This window comes from Kribbella sp. NPDC050241 (assembly GCF_044459685.1).
Lineage (GTDB): Bacteria > Actinomycetota > Actinomycetes > Propionibacteriales > Kribbellaceae > Kribbella.
This window is the reverse complement of record NZ_JBITJE010000003.1, coordinates 529,883-553,973: the sequence shown is the minus strand read 5'-3', so window position 1 is coordinate 553,973 and position 24,091 is coordinate 529,883. Positions and strand designations below refer to the sequence as shown.

24 protein-coding genes are annotated in these 24,091 nt (G+C 68.8%); 18 read left to right on the top strand and 6 right to left on the bottom strand.

Features of this window, described 5'->3' with window-relative positions; genetic code table 11:
* Nucleotides 1–54 precede the first annotated feature (54 nt).
* From menE to menD, 3 genes are read left to right on the top strand one after another with little or no spacing between them, the layout of a single operon-like run.
* Complete coding sequence (gene menE / locus ACIBG5_RS17330) at nt 55–1,146, top strand: o-succinylbenzoate--CoA ligase (protein ID WP_396392495.1); 1,092 nt, start codon at nt 55–57, stop codon at nt 1,144–1,146.
* Nucleotides 1,143–2,075, top strand: a complete 933-nt coding sequence (locus tag ACIBG5_RS17325) for an o-succinylbenzoate synthase (RefSeq protein ID WP_396392494.1) — start codon at nt 1,143–1,145, stop codon at nt 2,073–2,075. The genes menE and ACIBG5_RS17325 overlap by 4 nt, the downstream gene beginning before the upstream one ends.
* Nucleotides 2,072–3,712 carry a 2-succinyl-5-enolpyruvyl-6-hydroxy-3-cyclohexene-1-carboxylic-acid synthase gene (gene menD, locus ACIBG5_RS17320; protein WP_396392493.1) on the top strand — a complete coding sequence of 547 codons (1,641 nt, stop codon included), beginning with the start codon at nt 2,072–2,074 and terminating at the stop codon, nt 3,710–3,712. Before ACIBG5_RS17325 ends, menD begins: the two co-directional genes overlap by 4 nt.
* Here menD and mptB read toward each other — a convergent pair.
* The 4 genes from mptB to ACIBG5_RS17300 are packed head-to-tail and all read right to left on the bottom strand — an operon-like array spanning nt 3,699 to nt 7,633.
* Nucleotides 3,699–5,120: a polyprenol phosphomannose-dependent alpha 1,6 mannosyltransferase MptB gene (gene mptB / locus ACIBG5_RS17315; protein ID WP_396392492.1), complete on the bottom strand. Its 1,422-nt coding sequence runs from the start codon at nt 5,118–5,120 to the stop codon at nt 3,699–3,701. The genes menD and mptB overlap by 14 nt on opposite strands.
* Before the next feature lie 50 nt (nt 5,121–5,170).
* Nucleotides 5,171–5,935, bottom strand: a complete 765-nt coding sequence (locus ACIBG5_RS17310) for an ABC transporter permease (protein WP_393380642.1) — start codon at nt 5,933–5,935, stop codon at nt 5,171–5,173.
* Nucleotides 5,932–6,927: an ATP-binding cassette domain-containing protein gene (locus ACIBG5_RS17305; RefSeq protein ID WP_396392491.1), complete on the bottom strand. Its 996-nt coding sequence runs from the start codon at nt 6,925–6,927 to the stop codon at nt 5,932–5,934. Before ACIBG5_RS17305 ends, ACIBG5_RS17310 begins: the two co-directional genes overlap by 4 nt.
* 58 nt (nt 6,928–6,985) lie before the next feature.
* Nucleotides 6,986–7,633 (bottom strand): PadR family transcriptional regulator, encoded by a 648-nt coding sequence (locus ACIBG5_RS17300; RefSeq protein WP_396392490.1) that lies wholly within the window; start codon nt 7,631–7,633, stop codon nt 6,986–6,988.
* Nucleotides 7,634–7,690: 57 nt separating this feature from the next.
* On the opposite strand from ACIBG5_RS17300, the gene ACIBG5_RS17295 reads away from it, so the two are divergent.
* Nucleotides 7,691–8,518, top strand: coding sequence for a GNAT family N-acetyltransferase (locus ACIBG5_RS17295; RefSeq protein WP_396392489.1), 828 nt, complete (start codon nt 7,691–7,693; stop codon nt 8,516–8,518).
* On the top strand, nt 8,515–9,351 hold the full coding sequence (locus ACIBG5_RS17290) for a GNAT family N-acetyltransferase (RefSeq protein WP_396392488.1): 837 nt from the start codon (nt 8,515–8,517) through the stop codon (nt 9,349–9,351). The genes ACIBG5_RS17295 and ACIBG5_RS17290 overlap by 4 nt, the downstream gene beginning before the upstream one ends.
* A 26-nt stretch (nt 9,352–9,377) precedes the next feature.
* Here ACIBG5_RS17290 and ACIBG5_RS17285 read toward each other — a convergent pair whose 3' ends face one another.
* Nucleotides 9,378–9,995, bottom strand: a complete 618-nt coding sequence (locus tag ACIBG5_RS17285; protein WP_396392487.1) for an MBL fold metallo-hydrolase — start codon at nt 9,993–9,995, stop codon at nt 9,378–9,380.
* On the bottom strand, nt 9,995–11,266 hold the full coding sequence (locus ACIBG5_RS17280) for an isochorismate synthase MenF (RefSeq protein ID WP_396392486.1): 1,272 nt from the start codon (nt 11,264–11,266) through the stop codon (nt 9,995–9,997). Before ACIBG5_RS17280 ends, ACIBG5_RS17285 begins: the two co-directional genes overlap by 1 nt.
* Nucleotides 11,267–11,408: 142 nt before the next feature.
* Between ACIBG5_RS17280 and ACIBG5_RS17275 the strand changes: the two genes are divergently transcribed.
* From ACIBG5_RS17275 to nuoK, 13 genes are all read left to right on the top strand, one after another.
* Complete coding sequence (locus ACIBG5_RS17275; RefSeq protein ID WP_396392485.1) at nt 11,409–12,107, top strand: demethylmenaquinone methyltransferase; 699 nt, start codon at nt 11,409–11,411, stop codon at nt 12,105–12,107.
* Between the two features lie 151 nt (nt 12,108–12,258).
* Nucleotides 12,259–13,572 carry a geranylgeranyl reductase family protein gene (locus ACIBG5_RS17270; protein ID WP_396392484.1) on the top strand — a complete coding sequence of 438 codons (1,314 nt, stop codon included), beginning with the start codon at nt 12,259–12,261 and terminating at the stop codon, nt 13,570–13,572.
* Between the two features lie 108 nt (nt 13,573–13,680).
* On the top strand, nt 13,681–14,040 hold the full coding sequence (locus tag ACIBG5_RS17265; RefSeq protein ID WP_360450344.1) for an NADH-quinone oxidoreductase subunit A: 360 nt from the start codon (nt 13,681–13,683) through the stop codon (nt 14,038–14,040).
* Nucleotides 14,041–14,043: 3 nt separating this feature from the next.
* Nucleotides 14,044–14,598, top strand: a complete 555-nt coding sequence (locus tag ACIBG5_RS17260; protein WP_131360293.1) for an NADH-quinone oxidoreductase subunit B family protein — start codon at nt 14,044–14,046, stop codon at nt 14,596–14,598.
* Complete coding sequence (locus ACIBG5_RS17255) at nt 14,595–15,302, top strand: NADH-quinone oxidoreductase subunit C (protein WP_360450350.1); 708 nt, start codon at nt 14,595–14,597, stop codon at nt 15,300–15,302. Before ACIBG5_RS17260 ends, ACIBG5_RS17255 begins: the two co-directional genes overlap by 4 nt.
* Nucleotides 15,302–16,654, top strand: coding sequence for an NADH-quinone oxidoreductase subunit D (locus ACIBG5_RS17250; RefSeq protein WP_396392483.1), 1,353 nt, complete (start codon nt 15,302–15,304; stop codon nt 16,652–16,654). The genes ACIBG5_RS17255 and ACIBG5_RS17250 overlap by 1 nt, the downstream gene beginning before the upstream one ends.
* A complete protein-coding gene (gene nuoE / locus ACIBG5_RS17245; RefSeq protein ID WP_396392482.1) occupies nt 16,655–17,383 on the top strand; it encodes an NADH-quinone oxidoreductase subunit NuoE in 729 nt (242 codons plus the stop codon). It abuts the gene before it with no gap.
* 2 nt (nt 17,384–17,385) lie between these two features.
* Nucleotides 17,386–18,687 (top strand): NADH-quinone oxidoreductase subunit NuoF, encoded by a 1,302-nt coding sequence (nuoF, locus tag ACIBG5_RS17240; protein WP_202867532.1) that lies wholly within the window; start codon nt 17,386–17,388, stop codon nt 18,685–18,687.
* Nucleotides 18,684–21,113: an NADH-quinone oxidoreductase subunit G gene (locus ACIBG5_RS17235; RefSeq protein ID WP_396392481.1), complete on the top strand. Its 2,430-nt coding sequence runs from the start codon at nt 18,684–18,686 to the stop codon at nt 21,111–21,113. Before nuoF ends, ACIBG5_RS17235 begins: the two co-directional genes overlap by 4 nt.
* Nucleotides 21,110–22,417 carry an NADH-quinone oxidoreductase subunit NuoH gene (gene nuoH, locus ACIBG5_RS17230; RefSeq protein ID WP_396392480.1) on the top strand — a complete coding sequence of 436 codons (1,308 nt, stop codon included), beginning with the start codon at nt 21,110–21,112 and terminating at the stop codon, nt 22,415–22,417. The genes ACIBG5_RS17235 and nuoH overlap by 4 nt, the downstream gene beginning before the upstream one ends.
* Nucleotides 22,410–22,958, top strand: a complete 549-nt coding sequence (gene nuoI, locus ACIBG5_RS17225; RefSeq protein WP_396392479.1) for an NADH-quinone oxidoreductase subunit NuoI — start codon at nt 22,410–22,412, stop codon at nt 22,956–22,958. The genes nuoH and nuoI overlap by 8 nt, the downstream gene beginning before the upstream one ends.
* Nucleotides 22,955–23,791: an NADH-quinone oxidoreductase subunit J gene (locus tag ACIBG5_RS17220; RefSeq protein WP_396392478.1), complete on the top strand. Its 837-nt coding sequence runs from the start codon at nt 22,955–22,957 to the stop codon at nt 23,789–23,791. The genes nuoI and ACIBG5_RS17220 overlap by 4 nt, the downstream gene beginning before the upstream one ends.
* Entirely contained in the window at nt 23,788–24,087 is a 300-nt protein-coding gene (nuoK, locus tag ACIBG5_RS17215) for an NADH-quinone oxidoreductase subunit NuoK (protein ID WP_132411663.1), read from the top strand. Before ACIBG5_RS17220 ends, nuoK begins: the two co-directional genes overlap by 4 nt.
* The last annotated feature ends 4 nt before the right edge of the window (nt 24,088–24,091 follow it).

Genomic DNA, 24,091 nt, shown 5'->3' with positions numbered 1-24,091 from the left:
ATTCTGTCAGCCGCGAGTCGAAGGTCCGAAGCCGGGCCGTACGCTCGGAGTGACATGTCTAGCCTGCGCCTGGTCCCCGGTACACCGGATGCCGTGTTGTCCGCGTTGAGCGGCGTACTGGATGGCACTGGTACGCCGTTCGCTCCAGTACCGTCCGATCCGGCCGCGGCCGCCCGCGTCAGGCAGGCAGCCGCACCGGACGAGCCGCTGGAGGACGGCTGCGCTGTGGTGCTAACCACATCCGGGTCGTCCGGTGAGCCCAAGGGTGTACTGCTCTCCCGCGACGCCCTGCTCGCGTCCGCGATCGCCACGCACGCCCGCCTCGGCGGACCGGGGCAGTGGCTGCTCCCGATGAAGCCGTACTTCGTCGGCGGCCTGCAGATCCTCACCCGCTCGGTGGTGGCCGGCCAAACACCAGTGATGCTCGGCGAGAGCTTCACCGAGGCGGCCGCGTCGATGACCGGCCCACGCCGCTACACCGCGATGGTTCCGACGCAGCTAGCGCGCTACCTGGACACCGATCTGGACGCGCTGCGGTCGTTCGACGCCATCATCATCGGTGGTGCCGCCAGTCCGGCTCCGCTGAAGGCTCGTGCCGCCGAGGCCGGCGTCACGGCGATCCCGGCGTACGGGATGACCGAGACCGGCAGTGGCTGTGTGTACGCCGGTGAGCCGCTGGACGGTACGTCGATCGCGCTGGACCACGGGCGGGTCCTGATCAAGGGCACCACGCTGTTCTCGGGGTACCGGCTGCAGCCGGAGCTGACCGCGGAGGTGCTGCGGGACGGCTGGTTCCGGACGCAGGATCGCGGCGAGATCGTGGACGGCCGCCTGCGCATCATCGGCCGGATCGACGACGTGGTGATCTCCGGCGGGGTCAACGTCACCCTGACCACCGTCCAGGCGCGGCTACTGGAGCATCCGGGCGTGAAGGACGCCGTAGTGCTGGGAGTGCCAGACGCGGAGTGGGGGACCAGAGTGGTCGCCTTCGTCGTCGGAGAGCCCGGCCGCGACGAGCTGCGTGACTTCGTAGCGGAGGCACTGCCGCGGACCTGGGCGCCACGCCAGGTGGTTGCCCTGGACACCTTGCCGATGCTTGCCTCGGGCAAGGTCGATCGGCAGGGGCTGCTGGAGACCGTGCGGTGATCACGTACTCGATCGGCCTGAAGAACAAGTTCCGTGGCATCACCGTGCGCGAAGGCATGCTGTTCGAGGGCCCGGCGGGCTGGGCCGAGTGGAGCCCGTTCCTGGACTACGACGACGCCACCTGCGTTTCCTGGCTGCGGGCTGCCCGCGAGGCGGCTGTCGACGGCTGGCCGGCGCCGGTGCGGGACGTCGTACCCGTGAACTGCACGGTGCCGGCGATCGGTCCGTCGAAGGCGGCGGAGATCGTCCGGGCGTCCGGATGTGGCACGGCCAAGGTGAAGGTGGCCGAGCCGGGGCAGACGCTGGCGGACGACCTGGAGCGGGTGGAGGCGGTGCGGGACGCCATCGGCGCGGGCCGCGTGCGGATCGACGCCAACGGCGCCTGGACCGTGGACGAGGCTGTGAAGAGCCTGAAGGAGCTGGCCCGCTTCGACCTGGAGTACGTCGAGCAGCCGTGTGCCGCCGTGGAGGACCTGGCCGCGGTACGACGGCGTACCGACGTACCAGTGGCAGCGGACGAATCGATCCGGCGAGCCGAAGACCCGCTGCTGGTGAAGAAGCTGGAGGCGGCGGACATCGCCGTACTCAAGGTGCAGCCGATCGGCGGAGTCCGTGCCTGCTTGGAGATCGCCGAGCAGATCGGACTACCTGTGGTGGTGTCGTCCGCACTGGAAACGTCAGTGGGGATCGCCGCCGGCGTCGCACTGGCTGCCGCCCTTCCGGACCTGCCCTACGCATGCGGCCTCGCCACGGTGTCGATGTTCACCAGTGAGGTCGTCGCGGAGCCGCTGCTGCCGGTGGACGGCCTCCTGCCGGTCAGACGCGTGCAGCCGGACGCGGCGCGGCTGGCCGCGGCCCGTGCGGATGCGACCAGAACCGCAGTGTGGGAGGAACGCATGACCCGTGTGCAGAAGAGGAGTGCTGGATGAACCCGTCCACAGCGTTCGCGACGGTGGTGGTCGACGAGCTGATCCGGAACGGTGTGCGCGAGGCTGTGGTCGCCCCCGGCTCGCGCAGCGCCCCGCTGGCGTTGGCGTTCGCCGCTGCGGACCGGGAGGGACGACTGCGACTGCACGTCCGGATCGACGAGCGGACGGCGGGCTTCCTCGCGATCGGCCTGATCCGCGGGACCGGACTGCCGGTACCGGTGGTGACAACCTCCGGCACCGCGGTCGCCAACCTGCACCCGGCAGTCCTCGAGGCGTCGCACAGCGGCCTGCCCTTGATCGTCCTGAGTGCGGATCGCCCGCCGGCGCTGCGGGGGAGCGGAGCGAACCAGACGACGGATCAGTTGAAGGTGTTCGGCTCCGCCGTGCGGCTGTTCCACGAGATGGGTACGCCGGTACGTGAGGTCGGGCAGGTGGCCTACTGGCGCTCACAGGTTGCCCGCGCCGTGGCCAACGCGGTGGGAGCACGGTCTGCCGATCCGGGCCCGGTGCAGCTCAACTGCCCGCTGTCAGAACCGCTGGTGCCCACCGACGGTCCCGACTGGCCGGAGTCGCTGGCTGGTCGTAGTACCGGGCCTTGGACCGCCGTGCACGCGGCCGGCGGACCGCCGACGGCGGTATCGCCCGGCCCGAAGACGGTGGTGGTCGCAGGCGATGGTGCGTCGCAGGCGGCGCGGCTGGTGGCAGAGGCGGGTCAGTGGCCGTTGTTCGCCGAGCCGTCCAGCCGGGCACGGATCGGTCCGGCGGTCATCTCGGCGTACCGGTTGTTGCTGCAGGCCAACGCTTTGGCGGGCGAGATCCAGCGGGTGCTGGTGTTCGGGCACCCGACGCTGTCCCGGCCGGTCTCCAAGCTGCTGGCCCGTCCGGACGTCGAGGTGGTCGTAGTCTCACCGACCGGGCCGTGGCCGGACCCGGCCCGCCGCGCCGCGTCTGTCGTCACCGGGCTGGAGGTCACCGGCGCAGACACCACCGACTGGCTGGAGCGCTGGCAGCGTGCGGACCAACTGGCCCGCCCGGCGATCGACAAGGTCGTGACGGACGGCCTGACCGGACCGGGCGTCGCCGCCATCGTCGGTGAGGCGGTCGGTGCCGACGGCATGCTCGTGGTCGCCTCCTCGAACCCGGTGCGCGATCTCGACCTCGCTCCGGTGGTTCCGATCCGGACCATCGCCAACCGCGGCCTGGCCGGCATCGACGGCACCATCTCGACCGCCGTCGGCGCGGCCCTCGCGAACGCCGGGCCGACGTACGCGCTGATCGGCGACCTGGCCTTCCTGCACGACTCCAACGGCCTGATCATCGGGCCCGACGAGGCGCGGCCCGACCTGCGCATCGTGGTGGTGAACGACAACGGCGGCGGCATCTTCTCCACCCTCGAGCAGGGCGATCCGACCCACGCCACCCACTTCGAGCGGGTGTTCGGCACACCCCACAACACTGACCTCGGTGCGTTGTGCGCCGCGACCAAAACGCCGTACACGCTCGCGGAAACGCCAGAGGCTCTCCGCACGGCCCTGACCCGCACAGTCGCCGGTCTGGACGTTGTCGAAGCCCGGATCCCGCGCACCACCCACCGCCCGGTCACCGAGGCGCTGGTGGCAGCACTCAGCCAGCAGTAACCGCGACCCGGGCCTTCTTCGAGGGCTGCAGCGTGCGCAAGTGGTTGAGCAGCGGCGCGATGGTTGCGATCGCCAGCGCCGTGGTGGTGAGGATCGGGATGGTCGCACCGCGCAGCGACGAGTTGAGTGGCGCGGCGATGGTGAAGATCAGACTGACCGCGGTGATGGTGGTGGTCAACCGCCGGCCAGGCCGGGCAACGGCCAGGAACGGCAGACACCACAGGAAGTACCAGTCGTGCGCCGTCGGCCCCAGCAGGACCACCGCCAGCAGGGCAATGCCGACAGCCCGCGCAGCGTGATGGATGGACGACCGCAGGCTCAGTACGGCGATCAGCGTGACAGCAAGAACCATGCCGACCAGTCGGACGATCTGGAGCGACTGCTGCGCGGCGGTGTCCTCGCCCAGCCACTCCAGTACGCCGGACGCCGCCATGCCGATCAGATTCGCGATGGAGAACGGCGAGCGGACCAGCCCAGGTACGTCGAGCGCACCCAGCCACCCGGAGCCCACACCGGTCAGTTCGCCGATCGTCATCAGCGTGAGAACCGACACCGCGCCGGCAATCACCAGACTGGCGAAGCGGAGCGCCCGTCCGGCCAGCGGACTCATCACAGCGGCGATGGCGATGACCACGAGCCCACCAGGTAGCTTCACCGCAGCCGCAGCACCTGCGATCACAGCCGCCGTACCCCAGCGGCCGGTGAGGGCCAGAGCGAAGGCGCTGCAGGCCAGTCCGAGCATCAGAATGTCGTTGTGCGCGGCGCCGATGCCATGCGTGATCAGCATCGGGTTGGCAACCACCAGCCAGGTGGCGATCGCCGGATCGACGCGGCAGGCCGTCGCCAGCCGTGGCACGGACCAAGCGATCAGCACGATGCCCAGGACAGCGAGGAGCCGGTGGGCCAGCATCAGGACGTACGGATCCATCGTGAGGTGGGCCATCAGGCCGCCGTACGCGAGTGGCAGCGGCCCGTACGGCGCCGGAGTCTGCATCCACATCGGATCGACCGCTTCGACGATGTGGCCGGACAGTACGCCGGGGCCGACCTCGTACGGGTTGTACCCCTCGGCCACCAGTGCGCCCTGCGCGGCGTAGCTCCAGGCGTCCCGGCTGAACAGCGGCGGGATCAGCAGCAGCGGTGCACTCCAGTACGCCGCCATCCGCAGCAATGGTGTGCGCTGCCCAGTCATCACCTGGTGCCCCGCCGACAGCCAGGCCCAGGCCATCAGCCCGAGCCCGGCCACCATGAAGGTGAGTCCGACCATCCGGCCGGCCAGAGTGGTCCGCAGGTCGCCGGTGATCGGCAGCTCCGCCACCCACGACGAGGGCGGCACCACCGAGGTCACCAGACTCGCGACGGCGACGACGGCGGAGCCGACCACTCCACGGATCATCGGCGAGCGCACAGCCGGAGGTTAGGCAGACCGGGCAACTCCCCGATGAACAACAACTTGCGTCAGGCGGATTCCTTGCGGAAGGTGCGGGCTCCGACGGCTAGTCCGACCACCGTCAACAGCACGACCCAGAACAGGCCCCACAGCGACGACGAGCTGCTGATGTCGCCGCGGAACAGCGAACGGACGCCGTTCACCACGTGCTTCAGCGGGCTGATGTCGGACAGCCGCTGCAGCCACGTCGGGCCGATCTGCATCGGCAGCAGGATGCCGGACAGCAGCAGCAACGGCATCGCGATTCCGTTGAGCAGCGGGGCCAGTGCGTCCTCGCTCTTCGTGATGAGCGCGACGGAGTACGACAGCGAGGCGAACGTCGCGCCGAGCAGGGCGACGATCACCAGCGACAGCAGTACACCGCTCCACGGTGCGCGCAGGCCGAGGGGGATTGCCGCGACGAGCAGGAGGATGGACTGGACCACGAGTACGACGACGTCACGCAGTACCCGGCCTGCCATCAGGGCGATGCGAGACGCCGGCGTCACCCGGTCGGCCTCGATCACACCGGCCCGGTACTCCGCGATCAGGCCGAAGCCGACGAACATCGCACCGAACATGCCGAGCTGGACGATCAGGCCCGGGATGAACACCTGGTAGGCGTTGGTGGTCGCGCCCTGGCTGATCTGCGCGGTGATCGGCTTCAGCAGCGGGCCGAACAGGAACAGGTACATCAGCGGCTGGCTGAGCATCAGGATCGACCACATCGGGTTCCGCAGCGACAGCCGCATGGCCCGGTGGAACACGATCCAGGTCTCGCGAAGCGTGGTCATGCCACCGCCTCCTGCTTCTCCTCGGTCTGGGCCGGGGTGATGTCCTCGTCGCGCAACGACCGGCCGGTCATGCTCAGGAACACGTCGTCCAGCGTCGGACGGTGCACCTCGACCCCCTGCAGCTCGATGCCCTGGGCATCGATCGAGCGGAGCAGCCCGGGCAGCACCGACCCGCCGCGCGGGATCCGGAAGCCGACCACGTCGCCGTCGGTCTCCACCTCGACCGCACCGTCCAGTTCGCTGACGATCTTGCTCACCGTCGGCGCCCGGCCTGCATCGGCCAGACTGAGCCGGACCGCGTCGCCGGAGACCTGCTGCTTCAGCGCCTCAGGGGTGCCGGCGGCAACGATCTTGCCGTGGTCGATGACCAGGATCCGGTCGCACAGCGCGTCCGCCTCGTCCAGGTAGTGGGTGGTGAGGAAGATCGTTGCGCCGCGATCGCGCAGGCTGCGGATGTGCTCCCACAGGTTCGCCCGCGCCTGCGGGTCGAGGCCGGTGGTCGGCTCGTCCAGGAAGATCAGCTTCGGCTCGTGGATCAGCCCCATCACGATGTCGAGCCGGCGCCGCTGGCCGCCGGACAGCGTCTTGCACTGCCGCCGCCACAGCCCGGGCAGATCCATCTCCTCGAACAGCCGCTGACCGTCCGCGGCGGCCTTGGCCTTCGGTACGCCGTACAGCCGGGCGTGGTCGACGACCTCGTCCCCGGCGATCGCCTCGGGCAGTGTCGACCCACTCTGCGGCACGTAGCCGATCCCACGACGTACGCCGACCGGGTCCTTGGCCAGGTCGCAGCCGGCCACCGTCGCGGTCCCGCTGGTCGGCTGGATCAGCGTGGCCAGCATCCGCAGCGTGGTGGTCTTGCCGGCCCCGTTCGGGCCGAGAAAGCCGACGATCTCCCCGTCGGCGACATCCAGATCAACCCCCTGCACGGCCTGCACCGGCCCGCGTTTGGTCTTGAAGGTGCGGACAAGTCCGCGAGCTTCGATCATCATGCGGACAGTCTGAGTGATCAACATTGACTAGTCAATGTTGATTAAAACTCGAACCAGGTCATTTCCCGGAGCGGTCCGGGCCGTCGCCGGAGCGGTCGGGGATCTCGCGCCAGTGGGTGACCATGCCGGGGTACGGTTCCCAGTCGGTGGGTTCGCCGGCGAACGCGTAGGCGCCGTCGGCGACGCGTTGGTGGAACTCCCGGGTCCACTCCAGCTCGCCCTTGTCCCGGGCGGTCGAGATGCGGAACATCTCGACCACGTGGTTGGGGGTGGCGGGGTCCTCGAGGATCTGGCGTTCGGAGAACGGCTCGGCCTTGAGCCACGACTCCACCTGGGCGACGCGGGCCTCGAGGGCGGCCAGGACCTCGTCCCGGCGCAGCGACCAGAGGAAGGCCAGCGCCGCCTGCATCTTGTCGGGGTGGAAGCTGTCGACCGTCCAGAGCATGCCGCGCAGCAGCGAGAAGTACTCCGTCTCGCCGTCGCTCGTCAGCTTGTAGGAGGTGCGGCCCGGCCGCTGGTCACTCTCCTCGAGCTCCTGCAGGTAGCCGTGCTTGGCCAGCGTCCGCAGCCCGGTGTAGATCGAGCCCGGGTTGATGTTGGCCCACTGCTCCACGTCCCAGGTGAGCAACTCACGACGCAACTGATAGCCGTAGGCCGGCTGGAAGATCCGCACGACCCCGAGCAACAGCAACCGCGTGGTGGACATGCTCGCAGTGTAAATCCGGGCGACCTGAACAGCGGTCAAGGCGTAGTCTCCCGGAGCATGGATGTGCGTGTGACGACCGATGCGGCCGCGTTCGAGCAGACCGTCTTCCCTTTCCTGCAACGCGATCCGGTGCTGCACACCCTCATCCTGAGCAACGTCCGCCGGCGCGCGACCGGCACTGCCCGCGCCGAGTCCGGGCCGTCGTACTTCGTCTCGGTGCATGACGGTGACGTGGTCGGGGCGGCAATGCGGACCCCGGGGCGGGCGGTCTACCTCGGCGCGCTGCGAGCCGACCTCGCGGAGCCGGTGGCCGAGGCGTACGCCGACGTACTGCCGGAACTGGACGGTGTCGCGGGCGATCGGCCCGCGGCCACGCGGTTCGGGCAGCGATGGTGTGAACTGCGCGGCGGTCGGGCGACCGAGACCATGGCGACCCGGCTACACAAGCTGGGCACCCTCACGCCACTGACCGCAGACGCCGGCCATCCGCGACTGATGCGCGCGGACGAGCTCGACCTGGTCGGCGCCTGGGGAGTCGACGGGTTTCCGCACGAGCTGCGTACCGGCTACCGGGAGTGGGCCGAGCAACACCTGGACCAGGAGACCCTGTGGATCTGGGAAGCCGACGGTGAGCCGGTGAGCATGGTCGGCTACCGCCTTCCGACATTCGGGGTGAGCCGGATCGGCCCGGTCTACACCCCGCTCGACCAGCGCCGGCACGGGTACGCGGGGGCGCTCACCAGTCACGTGTCCGCGCTGATCCTTGCCCAGGGCAACCAGGCGTGCCTCTACACCGATCTGTCGAACCCGACGTCCAACAAGATCTACCACCAGGCCGGCTACCGCCCGGTGGCCGACTTCGTCGACGTGGAGTTCGCCGCGTGATCGCCCGAAGCACAGGTGATCCGGCGGTGTTCAAGGACCTCGTCTTCCCTTTCCTGCAACGCGATCCAGTGCTCAACTCGGCGCTGCTGACCGGTACCGAGGACCGGATCCGCGGCATCCTGGCCGATCCTGAGCCACCGGTGTTCGTCTCGGTACATGACGGCGACGAGGTGGTCGGCGCGGTCCTGGGTACGGCGTTGCGCGGGATCCTCCTGGGTAATCTGCCCGCCGAGCTCGTGCCGGTCGTGGCCGATCCGCTGGCCGAGGCGGCGCCGCACTCGATCGGCGTCACTGGCCGGGAGGATGCGGTGCCCTTGTTCGCCGAGCTGTACTCCGCGCGGACCGGCAGAAGTTCGCGCGAAGTCGAGCGGAGCCGGCTGCACAAGCTCGGCCGGTTCGTCGAGCAGAAGGCGGACGGTGCGCCGCGGCCGGCGGCGGAGACGGACCTTGCGGTGCTCACGCCGACGTTCGGCGCCTACCGTGCCGAGGCCGGTCACGTGGCGGAAGGCGCGGCGGAGGACCGGCGCTGGCTTGAGCAGCGGATCGAGCGCGGACGCCTGTGGGTGTGGGAGGACGAAGGTCGCCTCGTGAGCCTGGTCGGGCACCAGAGCCCGATGTTCGGCGCCGTCCGGATCGGGCCGGTCTACACTCCACCGGAGTCACGCGGCCGCGGCTACGCCAGCGCTCTGACCGCCGAGGTCTCGCGGCGCCTGCGGGAGGCGGGCGACGAGGTCTGCCTGTTCACCGACCTCGCCAATCCCACCTCCAACAAGATCTACGCCGCCATCGGCTTCCACCCCGTCCAGGACTTCGTCGGCCATACCTTCACCTGACGTGCTGGACCTGCGGTGGTTCGTCGTCAGTTGATCTCGAGCGTGTCGCCCGGGGCGAGGCCGTGGTACGGGCGCTCGTCGGAGTTGAGGAAGCGGCCCATCATGCCGAGGCCGAGCTGGCTGAGCAGAGCGTCGTGGATGCCGACGAGCTGCTCGGACTTGATCTCGCGGGCGTAGCCGACGGCCGGCGGAAGCGCGAACCACGGGCCGGAGATCGGCACCAGGTTGGTGTGGACGGCGCGATCCGGCTGGGTGAACGAGTCGCCCGGGTGGTACACCGCGTCCTCGATCAGGAAGCCGATGTTCTCGCACGGAACGCCCAGCTCCGGCAGGATCACCGCGTGGTCCTTGCCATAGGCACTGACCCGGAACCCGGCCGCCTCGAAGGACTGCCCGCCGGCCACCACGTTCACCCGATCACCCAGGTCGGTCAACTGCTCAGCGACGCTCGAGTTGGTGTAGACCGGCGCGTCCAGCGCCTTCACCCGATCGATGTCGATGTGGTCCTGGTGCTCGTGCGTGACCAGGATCGCGTCGGCCCGCTCGAACGCGGCGTCCTCACTGAACGACCCCGGATCGACCAGCAGCACCTTCCCGTCCTTCTCGATCCGCACACAGGCATGCGTGAACTTCGTGAGCTTCATCAGTCTCCCAACGCGTCTCTCATCGGAACCAGCTTGGCGTTCGTTTCCGCCAGCTCGGCGACGGGATCGGAGCCCGCCACGATGCCCGCGCCGGCGAAGAGCCGCATCCGGCGTGGGTTGTCAGGGTCGGCCTGGCCACAGCGCAGTGCGATGCACCACTCGCCGTCGCCGGCCGCGTCCATCCATCCGACCGGTCCGCTGAACCGGCCGCGCTGCATCCCCTCGATCTCACCGATCAGGTTGCGGGCGACCGGTGTCGGCGTACCGCAGATCGCCGCGGACGGGTGCAGCGCGGCGGCGAGGCCGAGCGCGGACGCCCCGTTCGCCGCGACACCGGCCACGTCCGAGGCGAGATGCATCACATTCGGCAGGTGCAGGACGAACGGGGTCTCGGGCACCTGCATGGACTTGCAGTGCGGCTTGAGCGCCTCGGCCACCGACCGTACGGCGTACTCGTGCTCCTCGAGGTCCTTGCTCGACCGGGCCAGCGATGCGGCCAGCGCCAGGTCGTGCGCGTCGTCCCCGGTACGGCGGATCGTGCCGGCCAGCACGCGGGACGTGATCAGGCCCTTCTCCCGCCGGACCAGCAGCTCCGGGGTGGCACCGATCAGGCCGTCGACGGAGAACGTCCAGCAGTTCGGGTACGCCGCGGCGAGCCGGCGCAACGGCCAGCGCAGGTCGATCGGCTGCTCGGCGATCGCGATCAGGTCGCGGGCGAGCACCACCTTGTCCAGCTCACCGGCCGTGATCCGCTGCACCGCGTCCGCGACGATGCTCGACCAGTCCGTTCCGGACCGGGCTCCGTCGGAGAACGTCACGTCGTACACCGGGTTCGGCTCGTTCGCGACCAGCTCGGGCGGCGCGGTCAGCGAGCTGGCAGGCGAGATCGTGGTCACCCAGGTGGTGCCGCCGCGGCGGCCGACGATCACCTCGGGAACGACCAGCTCACTCGGGTCCTGGTCGGTGAACCCGAACGACCCGAAGCAGGCCAGTCCCGATCCTGGTACGCCGACCTCGTCGCGGATCACGGCGGCCGCGACCAGCTCCTTCCACCAGGACACCGCGTCCTGGAAGCGGTTGCTGCCGGCAACATCGAGGCGGGCCGCGACGCCCCAGCCGACGTGGCCGTCGCCACGTCGTACCCAGGCCAGGCCGCCCTCGGTGGGCAGATGGTCCATCAGCTGCGCCGACACTTCGTCGACGGGCTGGCTGCGGATCACCAGATGCGGTGCCGGCTGATGACCGGATCGGACCGGGTCAGACAAGCTCACGGCTCCACCCCTCGCTAGCGCTCCGGCCCCGGATCACGGTGGCCGGTCTGCGTACTGGAGATGCACTCACGAGATGCAAGCGTATGCCTGCCCGATGTCCAGCGAGTTTCGGCGCCCATCGGACCCGTGATCAACTAGACAAGTGACCCGCGCAGATCTGACCAAGGAACCACAGGCCGTGGCGGCCATGTTCGACAACGTGGCCGAGGGGTACGACCGGACCAATGCGGTGGCGACGATGGGTCTGGAGAAGCATTACTGGCGGCCACAGACGCTGGCCGAGATCGCGCCGCGCAAGGGCATGAGGATCCTCGACCTGGCCGCCGGGACCGGCGCGTCCAGCATCAGGTTGCGGGAGGCCGGCGCCGAGGTCGTGTCGTGCGATTTCTCGGTCGGGATGCTGCGGGTCGGCAAGCGCCGCTACCCGGACCTCGACCTGATCGCCGGGGACGCGCTGCGGCTGCCGTTCGCCGACTCGACGTTCGACGTGGTGACGATCTCCTGGGCACTGCGGAACGTGAACGACGTCACGGTCGCCCTCCAGGAGATGCTGCGGGTGACCCGGCCGGGCGGACGGCTCGTCGTACTGGAGAACTCGCACCCGACCTGGAAGCCGTTCCGGATCGCTTACCTGGAGTACATGATGCGGGCGGTGCCGGTGGTCGCGAAGGCGGTGTCGACCAACCCGGACGCGTACGAGTACCTGGCCGAGTCGGTCCGCGCCTGGCCGGGCCAGGAACCGCTGGCCAGGACCATCGAGGCCTCGGGCTGGACCCGGGTCCAGTGGCGCAACCTGACCGGTGGTCTGGTCGCCATCCACCGGGCGGTCAAGCCCGTGTAATTACGCAAGAAGGTCTGCGCGTAATTTGCTTGCAGGCAAGGGAGTCAGGGCCGGTTTCGTGTCCGCGTCAGGCAGTCCTAGACTGTCGGGTGACGAGGCTTAGTGAATCCCTTCACGAGCGCACAGCCCCCAAATCAGGCCGGGAATCGAGATGAGCCAGAGCGTGCCGCACGGGCAGCAGGCCGAGACCGCCGATGTGATCGTCGTCGGCGCCGGACCCGCAGGCTCGGCCGCCGCGTACCACCTGGCCAACGCCGGCCTCGACGTCCTGCTGCTGGAGAAGACGGCCTTCCCGCGCGAGAAGGTGTGCGGCGACGGGCTCACCCCGCGCGGCACCAAGCAGCTCATCAACATGGGCATCGACATCTCCGAAGAGGCCGGCTGGATCCGCAACTACGGCCTCCGCATCCAGGGCTCCGGGCATGTCCTGCAACTGGACTGGCCGGACCTGTCCAGCCACCCGAACTACGGGCTGACCCGGAACCGGATGGACTTCGACGACATGCTCGCCCGGCAGGCCGTGAAGGCCGGGGCGCGGCTGCGTGAGCGGACCAACGTGAGCGGCCCGATCCTGGACGACCGGGGTCACATCGTCGGCGTCACCGCGAAGCCGATGGACGACAACGGCCGGCGGGCCGGAGACGACCTGGAGTTCCGGGCGCCGCTGGTGATGGCCGCCGACGGCAACTCGTCGCGGCTGAGCATCGCGATGGGCCTGCACAAGCGCGACGACCGCCCGATGGGCGTCGCGGTCCGGACGTACTTCACCAGCCCGCGGACCAACGACGACTACCTGGAGTCCTGGCTCGAGCTGTGGGCCGACGACCCGAAGCAGCCCGGTGGCCGCGTGCTGCTGCCCGGGTACGGCTGGATCTTCGGGATGGGCGACGGCACGGTCAACGTCGGTCTCGGCATCCTGAACACCTCCGACGCCTTCGGCAAGGTCGACTACGCCGACCTGCTCAAGCAGTGGCTGAAGAACACGCCGGAGGAGTGGCAGTTCCGCGACGAGTTCCAGACCATCCCGATCCGTGGTGCCGCGCTGCCGATGGGCTTCAACCGGCAGCCGCACTACACCCGCGGCCTGATGCTGCTCGGCGACGCCGGCGGCATGGTCAACCCGTTCAACGGCGAGGGCATCCCGTACGCGATGGAGTCCGGGGCGTTCGCCGCCGAGGTCGCCGCCCAGGCACTGCGCCGGCAGCCGAACCAGCGCGAGCGTGCGCTGACGGCGTACCCGAAGGCGCTGAAGCAGGAGTACGGCGGCTATTACACACTCGGCCGGATCTTCGTGAAGCTGATCGGAAATCCGGAGGTGATGCGGCTGTGCACGAAGTACGGTCTGCCGCGCACCACGCTGATGAAGTTCACCTTGAAGTTGCTCGCGAACCTCACCGACCCGCGTGACGGGGACGTGATGGACAAGATCATCAACGGTCTCACCAAGCTCGCACCGGCGGCCTGACCGGCGGGGCGAGTGAGCTGAGCCACAGCGGTACTGATAACACAGTGCTGTTCCGAAACAGACAGAAAAAGACAGACCACCGGCTGAAGGAGAGGGAGCACGAGACCGATGCACCCTTACGTACCGATCCTCGTTCTCGGTGTACTCGCGGCGATCTTCGTGGCGGGCACGCTGGTGACGAGCGCGCTGGTCGGACCCAAGCGCTACAACCGGGCCAAGCTCGACTCCTACGAGTGCGGGATCGAGCCGACCCCGCAGCCGGTCGGTGGCGGGCGCTTCCCGGTGAAGTACTACATCACCGCGATGCTCTTCATCGTGTTCGACATCGAGATCATCTTCCTCTACCCGTGGGCGGTCGCCTTCGACCAGATGGCGCTGTTCGGGTTGGTCGAGATGGTCATCTTCATCGTCACCGTCTTCATCGCGTACGCCTACGTGTGGCGGCGCGGCGGACTGGAGTGGGACTGAGCTATGGGTGTTGAGGAACAGCTTCCGGCCGGCGTACTGCTGACCACGATCGAGGGCCTGTCCGGCTACATGCGCAAGGCCTCGTTGTGGCCGGCGACCTTCGGGCTGGCCTGCTGCGCGATCGAGATGATGACCACCGGTGCGCCGCGCTACGACGCGGCCCGGTTCGGGATGGAGGTCTTCCGGGCGTCGCCGCGGCAGGCCGACCTGATGATCGTGGCCGGCCGGGTGAGCCAGAAGATGGCCCCGGTACTGCGCCAGATCTACGACCAGATGCCGAACCCGAAGTGGGTGCTGGCGATGGGTGTCTGCGCGTCGTCCGGCGGCATGTTCAACAACTACGCGATCGTGCAGGGCGTGGACCACGTCGTACCGGTCGACATGTATCTGCCCGGCTGCCCGCCGCGGCCGGAGATGCTGCTGGACGCGTTCCTCAAGCTGCACGACGACATCCAGCACAGCAAGCTCGGCGCGAACAAGCGGGCGGAGCTGCAGGAGCGGGAGGTCGCCGCACTGGCTGCCTCGCCGACGATCGAGATGAAGGGGCTGCTTCGGTGAGTGACACGCAACCGGAGAACCTTCCGGCGACGTCCGCGGCCGGGGACGCTCAGACTCCGGCGGCCGAGGTGGTGGACCAGCGCGAGGGCATGTTCGGTGTCCGCGGCACCGGTGACACCTCCGGCTTCGGCGGTCTGCGCCGCCAGGTCGCACTGCCGGGCGGTACGCCGAAGCCGTACGGCTCCTGGTTCGACGGCGCGACCGAGCGCCTGCAGGGCCTGGTCGGCGACGCCGCGATCGAGAAGGTCGTGGTCGACCGCAACGAACTGACCCTGCACATCAAGCGCGAGGACCTGGTCGAGGTCTGCCGGCACCTGCGCGACGACGAGGCGCTCCGGTTCGAGTTCTGCTCCGGCGTCAGCGGCGTGCACTACCCGAACGAGACCGGCCGCGAGCTGCACGCGGTCTACCACCTGCTGTCGATCACGCACAACCGGCGGATCCGGCTGGAGGTCTCCTGCCCGGACGCCGACCCGCACATCCCGTCGGTCGTCTCGGTCTACCCGGCCAACGACTGGCACGAGCGGGAGACCTGGGACTTCTTCGGCATCATCTTCGACGGGCACCCGGCGCTGACCAGGATCCAGATGCCGGACGACTGGCCCGGACACCCGCAGCGCAAGGACTACCCGCTCGGCGGGATCGACGTCGAGTACAAGGGCGCGGTCATCCCGCCGCCCGACACGCGGAGGTCGTACAACTGATGACCCAGACAGAATCGACACAGTCAGACCCGTACGCGACCACTCGCGACACCACCGAGGGCAAGGTCTTCACCGTCACCGGTCAGGACTGGGACTCGGTCGTCGCCGGCCTCGGTGACGAGCCCGAGGAGCGCGTCGTCGTCAACATGGGCCCGCAGCACCCGTCGACCCACGGCGTGCTCCGGCTCATCCTCGAGCTCGAGGGCGAGACGGTGACCGAGGCCCGCTGCGGCATCGGCTACCTGCACACCGGCATCGAGAAGAACATGGAGTTCCGCTCCTGGGTGCAGGGCGTCACGTTCTGCACCCGGATGGACTACCTGTCGCCGTTCTACAACGAGGCGGCCTACAGCCTCGCGGTCGAGCGGCTGCTCGGGATCGAGGACCAGATCCCGGAGAAGGCCAACGTGATGCGGGTGCTCCTGATGGAGCTCAACCGGATCTCGAGCCACCTGGTCTGCATCGCCACCGGTGGCATGGAGATCGGCGCGCTGACAGTGATGACGATCGGCTTCCGCGAGCGCGAGATGACGCTGGACCTGTTCGAGCTGATCACCGGCCTGCGGATGAACCACGCGTTCATCCGGCCGGGCGGTGTCGCCCAGGACCTGCCGCCGGGAGCGCTGGACAAGATCCGCGAGTACATCACCTGGATGAACAAGCACCTGCCCGAGTACGCCGAGCTGTGCAACGCGAACCCGATCTTCAAGGCCCGGCTGCAGAACGTCGGCTACCTGGATCTGGCCGGCTGCATGGCGCTGGGCATCTCCGGTCCGCCGGTGCGCTCGACCGGGTACGCGCTGGACCTGCGCAAGACCCAGCCGTACTGCGGTTACGAGACGTACGACTTCGACGTACCGACCTGGGACTCCTCGGACTCCTACGGGCGGTTCCGCGTCCGGCTGCAGGAGATGCACGAGTCGCTGAAGATCGTCGAGCAGTGCGCCGACCGGCTGGCCAAGATGGAGGGCGAGCCGGTGATGGTGGCCGACAAGAAGATCGGCTGGCCGAGCCAGCTGGCCGTCGGCACCGACGGGATGGGCAACTCGCTCGACCACATCAAGCACATCATGGGCGAGTCGATGGAAGCGCTGATCCATCACTTCAAGCTGGTCACCGAGGGCTTCCGGGTGCCGGCCGGCCAGGCCTATGTGGCGCTGGAGTCGCCGCGCGGCGAACTGGGCTGCCACCTGGTCTCCGACGGCGGTACCAAGCCGTACCGGGCGCACTTCCGTGACCCGTCCTTCGCAAACCTGCAGGCGATGCCGATCATGTGCGAGGGCGCACAGGTCGCCGACGTGATCGTCGCCGTCGCCAGCCTTGACCCGGTGATGGGTGGAGTGGACCGATAGATGGCCGAGAATCACGCGACTGCGACCGACGTCCCGGTGCCGTACAGCACCGGTGACTCGAAGATCACCGACACCACGATCGCGGAGATGCGCGAGCTGGCCGCCCGGTACCCGGTCGGCCGGTCCGCGCTGCTGCCGATGCTGCACCTGGTGCAGTCGGTCGAGGGCCGGGTCACCCCGGAGGGCATCGAGGTGTGCGCCGAGATCCTCGGGCTGACCGGTGCCGAGGTGTCCGCGGTGGCGACCTTCTACACGATGTACAAGCGCCGCCCGGTCGGTGACTACCACGTCGGGGTCTGCACCAACACGCTGTGCGCCGTGATGGGCGGCGACGTGATCTTCGACCGGCTCAAGCAGCACCTCGACGTCGGCAACGACGAGACCACCGAGGACGGCAAGATCACCCTCGAGCACCTGGAGTGCAACGCCGCTTGCGACTACGCGCCGGTGATGATGGTGAACTGGGAGTTCTTCGACGACATGACGCCGGAGTCGGCCACCCAGCTGGTCGACGACCTGCGTGAGGGCAACGAGGTGAAGTCCCCGCGCGGCGCGACGATCTGCACCTGGAAGGAAGCCGAGCGCGTGCTGGCCGGCTTCCCCGACGGCCGCGCCGACGAGGGCCCGACCGGCGGCAAGGCGACATTGGCCGGCCTCCGCCTGGCCCGCGAACGCAACTGGACCGCCCCTGGTGGTACGCAGGGTGCCGACACCCAGAAGGAGGACTGACCATGCTGACCCCGGTACTGTCCGACAACTGGGACCAGATCCGTTCCTGGCAACTTGCGTCGTACCAGCGGTCCGGCGGGTACGACGCTCTGCGTACCGCGCTGCGGATGCAGCCGGCCGACGTGGTGAACGCCGTCAAGGACTCCGGACTGCGCGGCCGTGGTGGCGCGGGCTTCCCGACCGGCATGAAGTGGTCGTTCATCCCGCAGGACAACCCGAAGCCGAAGTACCTGGTGGTGAACGCGGACGAGTCCGAGCCGGGCACCTGCAAGGACATCCCGCTGATGCTCGCCTCGCCGCACACGCTGGTCGAGGGCGTCATCATCGCGTCCTACGCGATCCGCGCGTCGGTCGCGTTCATCTACGTCCGCGGTGAGGTGCTGCACGTCGTCCGCCGGTTGCAGCAGGCGGTCGCCGAGGCAAAGGAAGCCGGCTTCATCGGCACCGACATCCTCGGCACCGGCTACGACCTGGACGTGATCGTGCACGCCGGCGCCGGCGCCTACATCTGCGGCGAGGAGACGGCGCTGCTCGACTCGCTGGAAGGTCGTCGCGGTCAACCTCGGCTGCGTCCCCCCTTCCCGGCCGTGGCCGGTCTGTACGGAAGCCCCACTGTCATCAACAACGTCGAGTCGATCGCATCGGTTCCCGTCATCATCAAGAACGGCGCCGACTGGTTCTCCTCGATGGGCACCGAGAAGTCCAAGGGCATGACGCTGTACTCGCTGTCCGGGCACGTCACCCGCCCGGGTCAGTACGAGGCGCCGATGGGCATCACGCTGCGGCAACTGATCGACCTGGCCGGCGGGGTCCGGGAGGGCCACGAGCTGAAGTTCTGGACGCCGGGTGGTTCGTCCACGCCGCTGCTGACCGCCGAGCATCTCGACATCCCGCTGGACTACGAGGGCGTCGGCGCAGCCGGCTCGATGCTCGGCACCAAGGCGCTGCAGATCTTCGACGAGACGACCTGCGTGGTGCGCTCGGTGCTGCGCTGGACCGAGTTCTACAAGCACGAGTCCTGCGGCAAGTGCACGCCGTGCCGCGAGGGCACCTGGTGGCTGGTGCAGATCCTCGAGCGGCTGGAGCACGGCAAGGGCAGCAAGGACGACCTGGCCACGCTTCTCGACCTGTGCGAGAACATCACCGGCCGGGCGTTCTGCGCGCTGGCCGATGGAGCGACCGCGCCGATCACCAGCTCGATCCAGCACTTCAAGGACGAGTACCTGGCGCACTTCGAGAACGGCGGCTGCCCGTTCGACCCGATGGCAAGCACAGTCTTCGCTACCGCTGGAGCAAGCGCATGACGATCCAAGCGAACCCACCGGCCGGGTCGGAGGTGGAGCGGACCGATCTGATCACCGTCACCATCGACGACATCGAGGTGAAGGTTCCCAAGAACACCCTGCTGATCCGGGCGGCGGAGCAGATCGGGATCCAGATCCCGCGGTTCTGCGACCACCCGCTGCTCGACCCGGTCGGCGCCTGCCGCCAGTGCCTGGTCGAGATCACCGATGCCGGCAACGGCCGCGGGATGCCGAAGCCGCAGGCCTCCTGCACGATCACCGTCGCCGACGGCATGGTGGTCCGCACCCAGGTGAGCTCGCCGGTGGCGAACAAGGCGCAGCACGGGAACATGGAGTTCCTGCTGATCAACCACCCGCTGGACTGCCCGGTCTGCGACAAGGGCGGCGAGTGCCCGCTGCAGAACCAGGCGATGAGCAACGGGTACGGCGAGTCGCGGTTCCACGAGATCAAGCGGACCTACCCCAAGCCGATCAACATCTCGGCCGAGGTGCTGCTGGACCGCGAGCGCTGCGTGCTGTGTGCGCGCTGCACCCGGTTCTCCGAGCAGATCGCCGGTGACCCGTTCATCGCGCTGGTCGAGCGCGGTGCGCTGCAGCAGGTCGGCATCTACGAGAAGGAGCCGTTCGAGAGCTACTTCTCCGGCAACACCATCCAGATCTGCCCGGTGGGTGCGCTGACCAGCGCGGCGTACCGGTTCCGGTCCCGGCCGTTCGACCTCGTGTCGGTGCCGTCGGTGGCCGAGCACGACTCGTCCGGTGCGGCGATCCGGGTCGACTACCGGCGCGGCAAGGTGATGCGCCGGCTGGCCGGCGACGACCCCGAGGTCAACGAGGAGTGGATCTCCGACAAGGACCGGTTCGCGTTCAACTACGCCACCACCGGTGACCGGCTGACCCACCCGATGATCCGCGAGGACGGCGAGCTGCGGCCGGCGTCCTGGCCGGAGGCGCTGACCTTCGCGGGCGAGAAGCTGACGGCGGCCCGCGGCAACGCGGCGGTGCTGACCGGTGGCCGGCTGACCCTCGAGGACTCCTACGCGTACTCGAAGTTCGCGCGCGTCGTCCTCGGCACGAACGACATCGACTTCCGGTCCCGGCCGCACTCCGTGGAGGAAGTGGACTTCCTCGCCGCCGCGGTCGCCGGCACCGGCCTCGGTACGACGTTCTCCGACCTGGAGAAGGCCGGATCGGTGCTGCTCGTCGGGTTCGAGCCCGAGGAGGAAGCGCCGGCCGTGTTCCTGCGGCTGCGCAAGGGCGTCCGGGCGCGTGGCACCAAGGTCTTCAGCGTGGCGGCGTACGCGTCCCGCGGAGTCGAGAAGCTCGACGGTGTGGTCGTCCAGGCATCGCCCGGCACGGAGGCCGCCCTACTGGCCGACCTCGGCAGTGCGGGCGAGGCCGGAGCCGCTGCGCGGGCCGCGCTGGGTTCCGACTCGATCATCATCGTGGGCGAGCGGCTGGCCGGCGTTCCGGGTGGCTACTCGACCGCACTGCGGCTGGCGCTCGACACGGGCGCGCAGCTGGCCTGGATCCCGCGGCGTGCGGGTGACCGGGCTGCCCTCGAGGCCGGTTGCCTCCCGGGGCTGCTGCCCGGTGGCCGGCTGGTGACCGACCCGCAGGCGCGGGTCGACCTGCAGGCCGCGTGGGGTGTGGACAGCCTGCCGTCGACGGTAGGCAAGGACCTGACCGAGATCCTCGCGGCAGCGGAATCGCTGGACGCGCTGGTGGTCGCGGGGGTCGAGATCGACGACCTGCCCGACCCGGCCGCGGCGCTGGCCGCACTGGAGGCTGCGCCGTTCGTGCTCAGCTTCGAGGTGCGCAAGTCGCAGGTGACCGAGTACGCCGACGTCGTCTTCCCGGTGGTTCCGCCGGCGGAGAAGGACGGCACCTTCGTCAACTGGGAGGGCCGCGAGCGGTCGTTCCCGGTGGTACTGAAGGTCGCGGCCGCGATGCCCGACGTCCGGGCGCTGGCGGCGCTGGCGCAGGAGATGGACCGGTCGCTCGGGTTCAGCACTCCGGCCGGCGCGAAGAAGGAGTACGACGAGCTCGGCCGCTGGGACGGTGACCGCGCGCAGGAGCCGACGTACCAGGCCGGTCCGTCGCTCGGCGCGTTCGACTCCACCCGGCTCGCGACCTGGCGGATGCTGATCGACGACAGCCGCGCGAACGACGGTGAGCCGCACCTGACGGCCACCGCCCGTACGCCGGTCGCCCGGATCTCGCTCACCACGGCGCGCCGGGTCGGTGTCGCCGACGGCGACGAGCTGGTGGTGAGTACGGACGCCGGGTCGATCCGGCTGCCGGTCGTGGTCACTCCGATGCCCGACAACGTGGTCTGGCTGCCGACCAACTCGGCCGACTCCCATGTACGCCGGTCGCTGCACGCAGACCATGGCTCGATCGTGACGATCGCCGGAGGGAACGCATGAACATCCCGCTCGCGGTGCCGGACGCCGGGGTCGGTCACGACGAGTGGTGGGTCGTGGGCCTCAAGGTGCTGCTGGTCTTCGTCTTCCTCGTCGTACTGACGCTGTTCAACATCTGGTGGGAGCGCCGGGTGGTGGCCCGGATGCAGCAACGGATCGGGCCGAACGTGCACGGCCCGCAGGGCCTGCTGCAGTCGCTCGCCGACGGTATGAAGTTGATGTTCAAGGAAGACCTGATGCCGAAGGGCGTGGACAGGTTCGTCTTCGTCGCGGCCCCGGTGATCGTGTCGATCCCGGCCTTCCTGACCTTCGCGGTGATCCCGTTCGGGCCGACGGTGAAGATCCCCTTCACCGACACCTACACCCGGTTGCAGATCACCGACCTGCCGGTCTCGGTGCTGTACGTGATGGCGGTCGCCTCGATCGGCATCTACGGCATCGTGCTCGGCGGCTGGTCGTCCAACTCGACGTACTCGCTGCTCGGTGGCCTGCGGTCCAGCGCGCAGATGATCTCCTACGAGGTCGGCATGGGCCTCGCGCTGGTGACGGTGTTCCTGTTCGCCGGATCGATGTCCACCTCGGAGATCGTCGCGGCGCAGGGCTCGCACCAGTCGGTCAACCTGTTCGGCGCGGACATCCCGATCCCGGGCTGGTACGCGTTCCTGCTGTTCCCGTCGTTCGTGATCTACGTGGTCTCGATGATCGGCGAGACGAACCGCGCGCCGTTCGACCTGCCGGAGGCCGAGGGCGAGCTGGTGGCCGGCTTCCTGACCGAGTACTCCTCGATGAAGTACGCGATGTTCTTCCTGGCCGAGTACATCAACATGGCGACCGTGTCGGCGCTGGCCACCACGCTGTTCCTGGGCGGCTGGCGGGCACCGTGGCCGATCTCGATCTGGGACGGCGCGAACTCCGGCTTCTGGCCGGTGCTGTGGTTCGTCGGCAAGATGATGTGCTTCATCTTCTTCTACATCTGGCTGCGCGGAACACTGCCGCGGCTGCGCTACGACCAGTTCATGAAGCTGGGCTGGAAGATCCTGATCCCGGTGTCGCTGGGCTGGATCCTGCTGGTCGCCACCGTCCGCGCGGTCGGCCGCGAGGCGTCCACGCCGCGCACCTGGCTGCTGGTCGCGGCCGGCATCGCCGTACTGCTGGCGCTGATCTCGCTGGCAGTCCCGCAGAAGCCCAAGACCGACAAGACCGAGGACGACGACGGCAAGGACTTCGACGCCTTCGCCGGCGGGTTCCCGGTGCCACCACCGCTCGTCAAGACTCCGAGCCGAAGCGAGGAAGCCCACCGTGGCTAGTGTCAAAGAGTCCATCTGGGACCCGGTAGCCGGGTTCGGGGTCACCTTCCGGACGATGTTCCGCGGGGTGTTCACCGAGCAGTACCCGTTCGAGAAGAAGCCGACCGCGCCACGCTTCCACGGCCGGCACCAGCTGAACCGCTGGCCGGACGGCCTGGAGAAGTGCATCGGCTGTGAGCTGTGCGCCTGGGCCTGCCCGGCGGACGCGATCTATGTCGAGGGCGCGGACAACACCGACGGTGGCCGGTTCTCCCCGGGCGAGCGGTACGGGCGGGTGTACCAGATCAACTACCTGCGCTGCATCCTGTGCGGGCTGTGCATCGAGGCCTGTCCGACCCGGGCGCTCACGATGACCAACGAGTACGAGTTGGCCGACCGCAGCCGCGAGTCCCTCATCTACGAGAAGAAGGACCTGCTGGCACCGATGCTGCCGGGCATGCAGGAGCCGCCGCACGACATGCAGCTGGGCGCCACCGAGAAGGACTACTACCTCGGTCTGACCGGTTCCGTCGTACCGGGCGAGAGTGGTGACGCGAAATGATCGGCATGGTCACCGGCGGGCAGTTCGCGTTCTGGATGCTCGCCCCGGTCATGGTCCTGGCCGCGATCGCGATGGTGCTGGTCCGCAAGGCGGTGCACTCCGCGCTGCTGCTGGCGACGGTGATGATCTGTCTGGCCGTCCAGTACGCCGCCCAGGACGCGCCGTTCCTGTTCGCGGTACAGATCATCGTCTACACCGGCGCGATCCTGATGCTGTTCCTGTTCGTGCTGATGCTGGTCGGTGTGGACGCGTCCGACTCCCTGGTCGAGACGATCCGCGGCCAGCGGCTGCTGGCCGGGCTGGCGTTCCTCGGCTTCGCGGTCCTGCTGGTCGCGGCCGTCGGCAACGCGATGTACGGCAACCCGGTCGGGCTGGCGAACGCGCAGCCGGACGGCAACCCGAAGGGCATCGCGCAACTGCTGTTCGGCAAGTACGTGTTCGCCTTCGAGGTCACCTCGGCGCTGCTGATCACCGCGGCCCTGGGCGCGATGATGCTGGCGCACCGCGAGCGGCTGACCAAGAAGCGGACCCAGCGCGACCACGCCGAGGAGCGGATCCGCAAGTACGCCGAGCAGGGGATCCACCCGGGTCCGCTGCCGACCCCGGGTGTTCTGGCCCGGCACAACGCCGTCGACACGCCGGCGCTGCTGCCCGACGGGTCGATCGCACCGACCTCGGTTTCGCGCGTGCTCCAGGCACGTGGCACCGTGTTCCCCGAAGCCGACGAGCGGGCGGACATCGACGAGGTCCTCGACCGCGACGCAGGCGACGAGGTCCGGCCCGAACTCGAAGGCACGGACCTGTCCGGATACGGCGAGGAGGACAAACTGTGAGCACCGAGCCGTACATCGTGCTCGCGGCGATTCTGTTCAGCATCGGGGCGCTCGGCGTCCTGGTGCGCCGCAACGCCATCGTCGTCTTCATGTGCGTCGAGCTGATGCTGAACGCGGCCAACCTCGCGTTCGTCAGCTTCGCCCGCCAGCACGGCAACCTCGACGGCCAGATCGCCGCCTTCTTCGTGATGGTGGTGGCCGCGGCCGAGGTCGTGATCGGGCTGGCGATCATCATGGCCATCTTCCGCACCCGTCGCTCGGCCTCGGTCGACGACGCCAACCTGCTCAAGTACTGAGGTA

Coding starts and splice junctions, on each gene's coding strand:
- menE (WP_396392495.1), top strand. CDS start 55: ATGTCTAGCCTGCGCCTGGTCCCCGGTACACCGGATGCCGTGTTGTCC.
- menD (WP_396392493.1), top strand. CDS start 2,072: ATGAACCCGTCCACAGCGTTCGCGACGGTGGTGGTCGACGAGCTGATC.
- ACIBG5_RS17310 (WP_393380642.1), bottom strand. CDS start 5,935: ATGACCACGCTTCGCGAGACCTGGATCGTGTTCCACCGGGCCATGCGG.
- ACIBG5_RS17305 (WP_396392491.1), bottom strand. CDS start 6,927: ATGATGATCGAAGCTCGCGGACTTGTCCGCACCTTCAAGACCAAACGC.
- ACIBG5_RS17300 (WP_396392490.1), bottom strand. CDS start 7,633: ATGTCCACCACGCGGTTGCTGTTGCTCGGGGTCGTGCGGATCTTCCAG.
- ACIBG5_RS17295 (WP_396392489.1), top strand. CDS start 7,691: ATGGATGTGCGTGTGACGACCGATGCGGCCGCGTTCGAGCAGACCGTC.
- ACIBG5_RS17285 (WP_396392487.1), bottom strand. CDS start 9,995: ATGAAGCTCACGAAGTTCACGCATGCCTGTGTGCGGATCGAGAAGGAC.
- ACIBG5_RS17270 (WP_396392484.1), top strand. CDS start 12,259: ATGAGCCAGAGCGTGCCGCACGGGCAGCAGGCCGAGACCGCCGATGTG.
- ACIBG5_RS17265 (WP_360450344.1), top strand. CDS start 13,681: ATGCACCCTTACGTACCGATCCTCGTTCTCGGTGTACTCGCGGCGATC.
- ACIBG5_RS17260 (WP_131360293.1), top strand. CDS start 14,044: ATGGGTGTTGAGGAACAGCTTCCGGCCGGCGTACTGCTGACCACGATC.
- ACIBG5_RS17250 (WP_396392483.1), top strand. CDS start 15,302: ATGACCCAGACAGAATCGACACAGTCAGACCCGTACGCGACCACTCGC.
- nuoE (WP_396392482.1), top strand. CDS start 16,655: ATGGCCGAGAATCACGCGACTGCGACCGACGTCCCGGTGCCGTACAGC.
- nuoF (WP_202867532.1), top strand. CDS start 17,386: ATGCTGACCCCGGTACTGTCCGACAACTGGGACCAGATCCGTTCCTGG.
- ACIBG5_RS17235 (WP_396392481.1), top strand. CDS start 18,684: ATGACGATCCAAGCGAACCCACCGGCCGGGTCGGAGGTGGAGCGGACC.
- nuoH (WP_396392480.1), top strand. CDS start 21,110: ATGAACATCCCGCTCGCGGTGCCGGACGCCGGGGTCGGTCACGACGAG.
- ACIBG5_RS17220 (WP_396392478.1), top strand. CDS start 22,955: ATGATCGGCATGGTCACCGGCGGGCAGTTCGCGTTCTGGATGCTCGCC.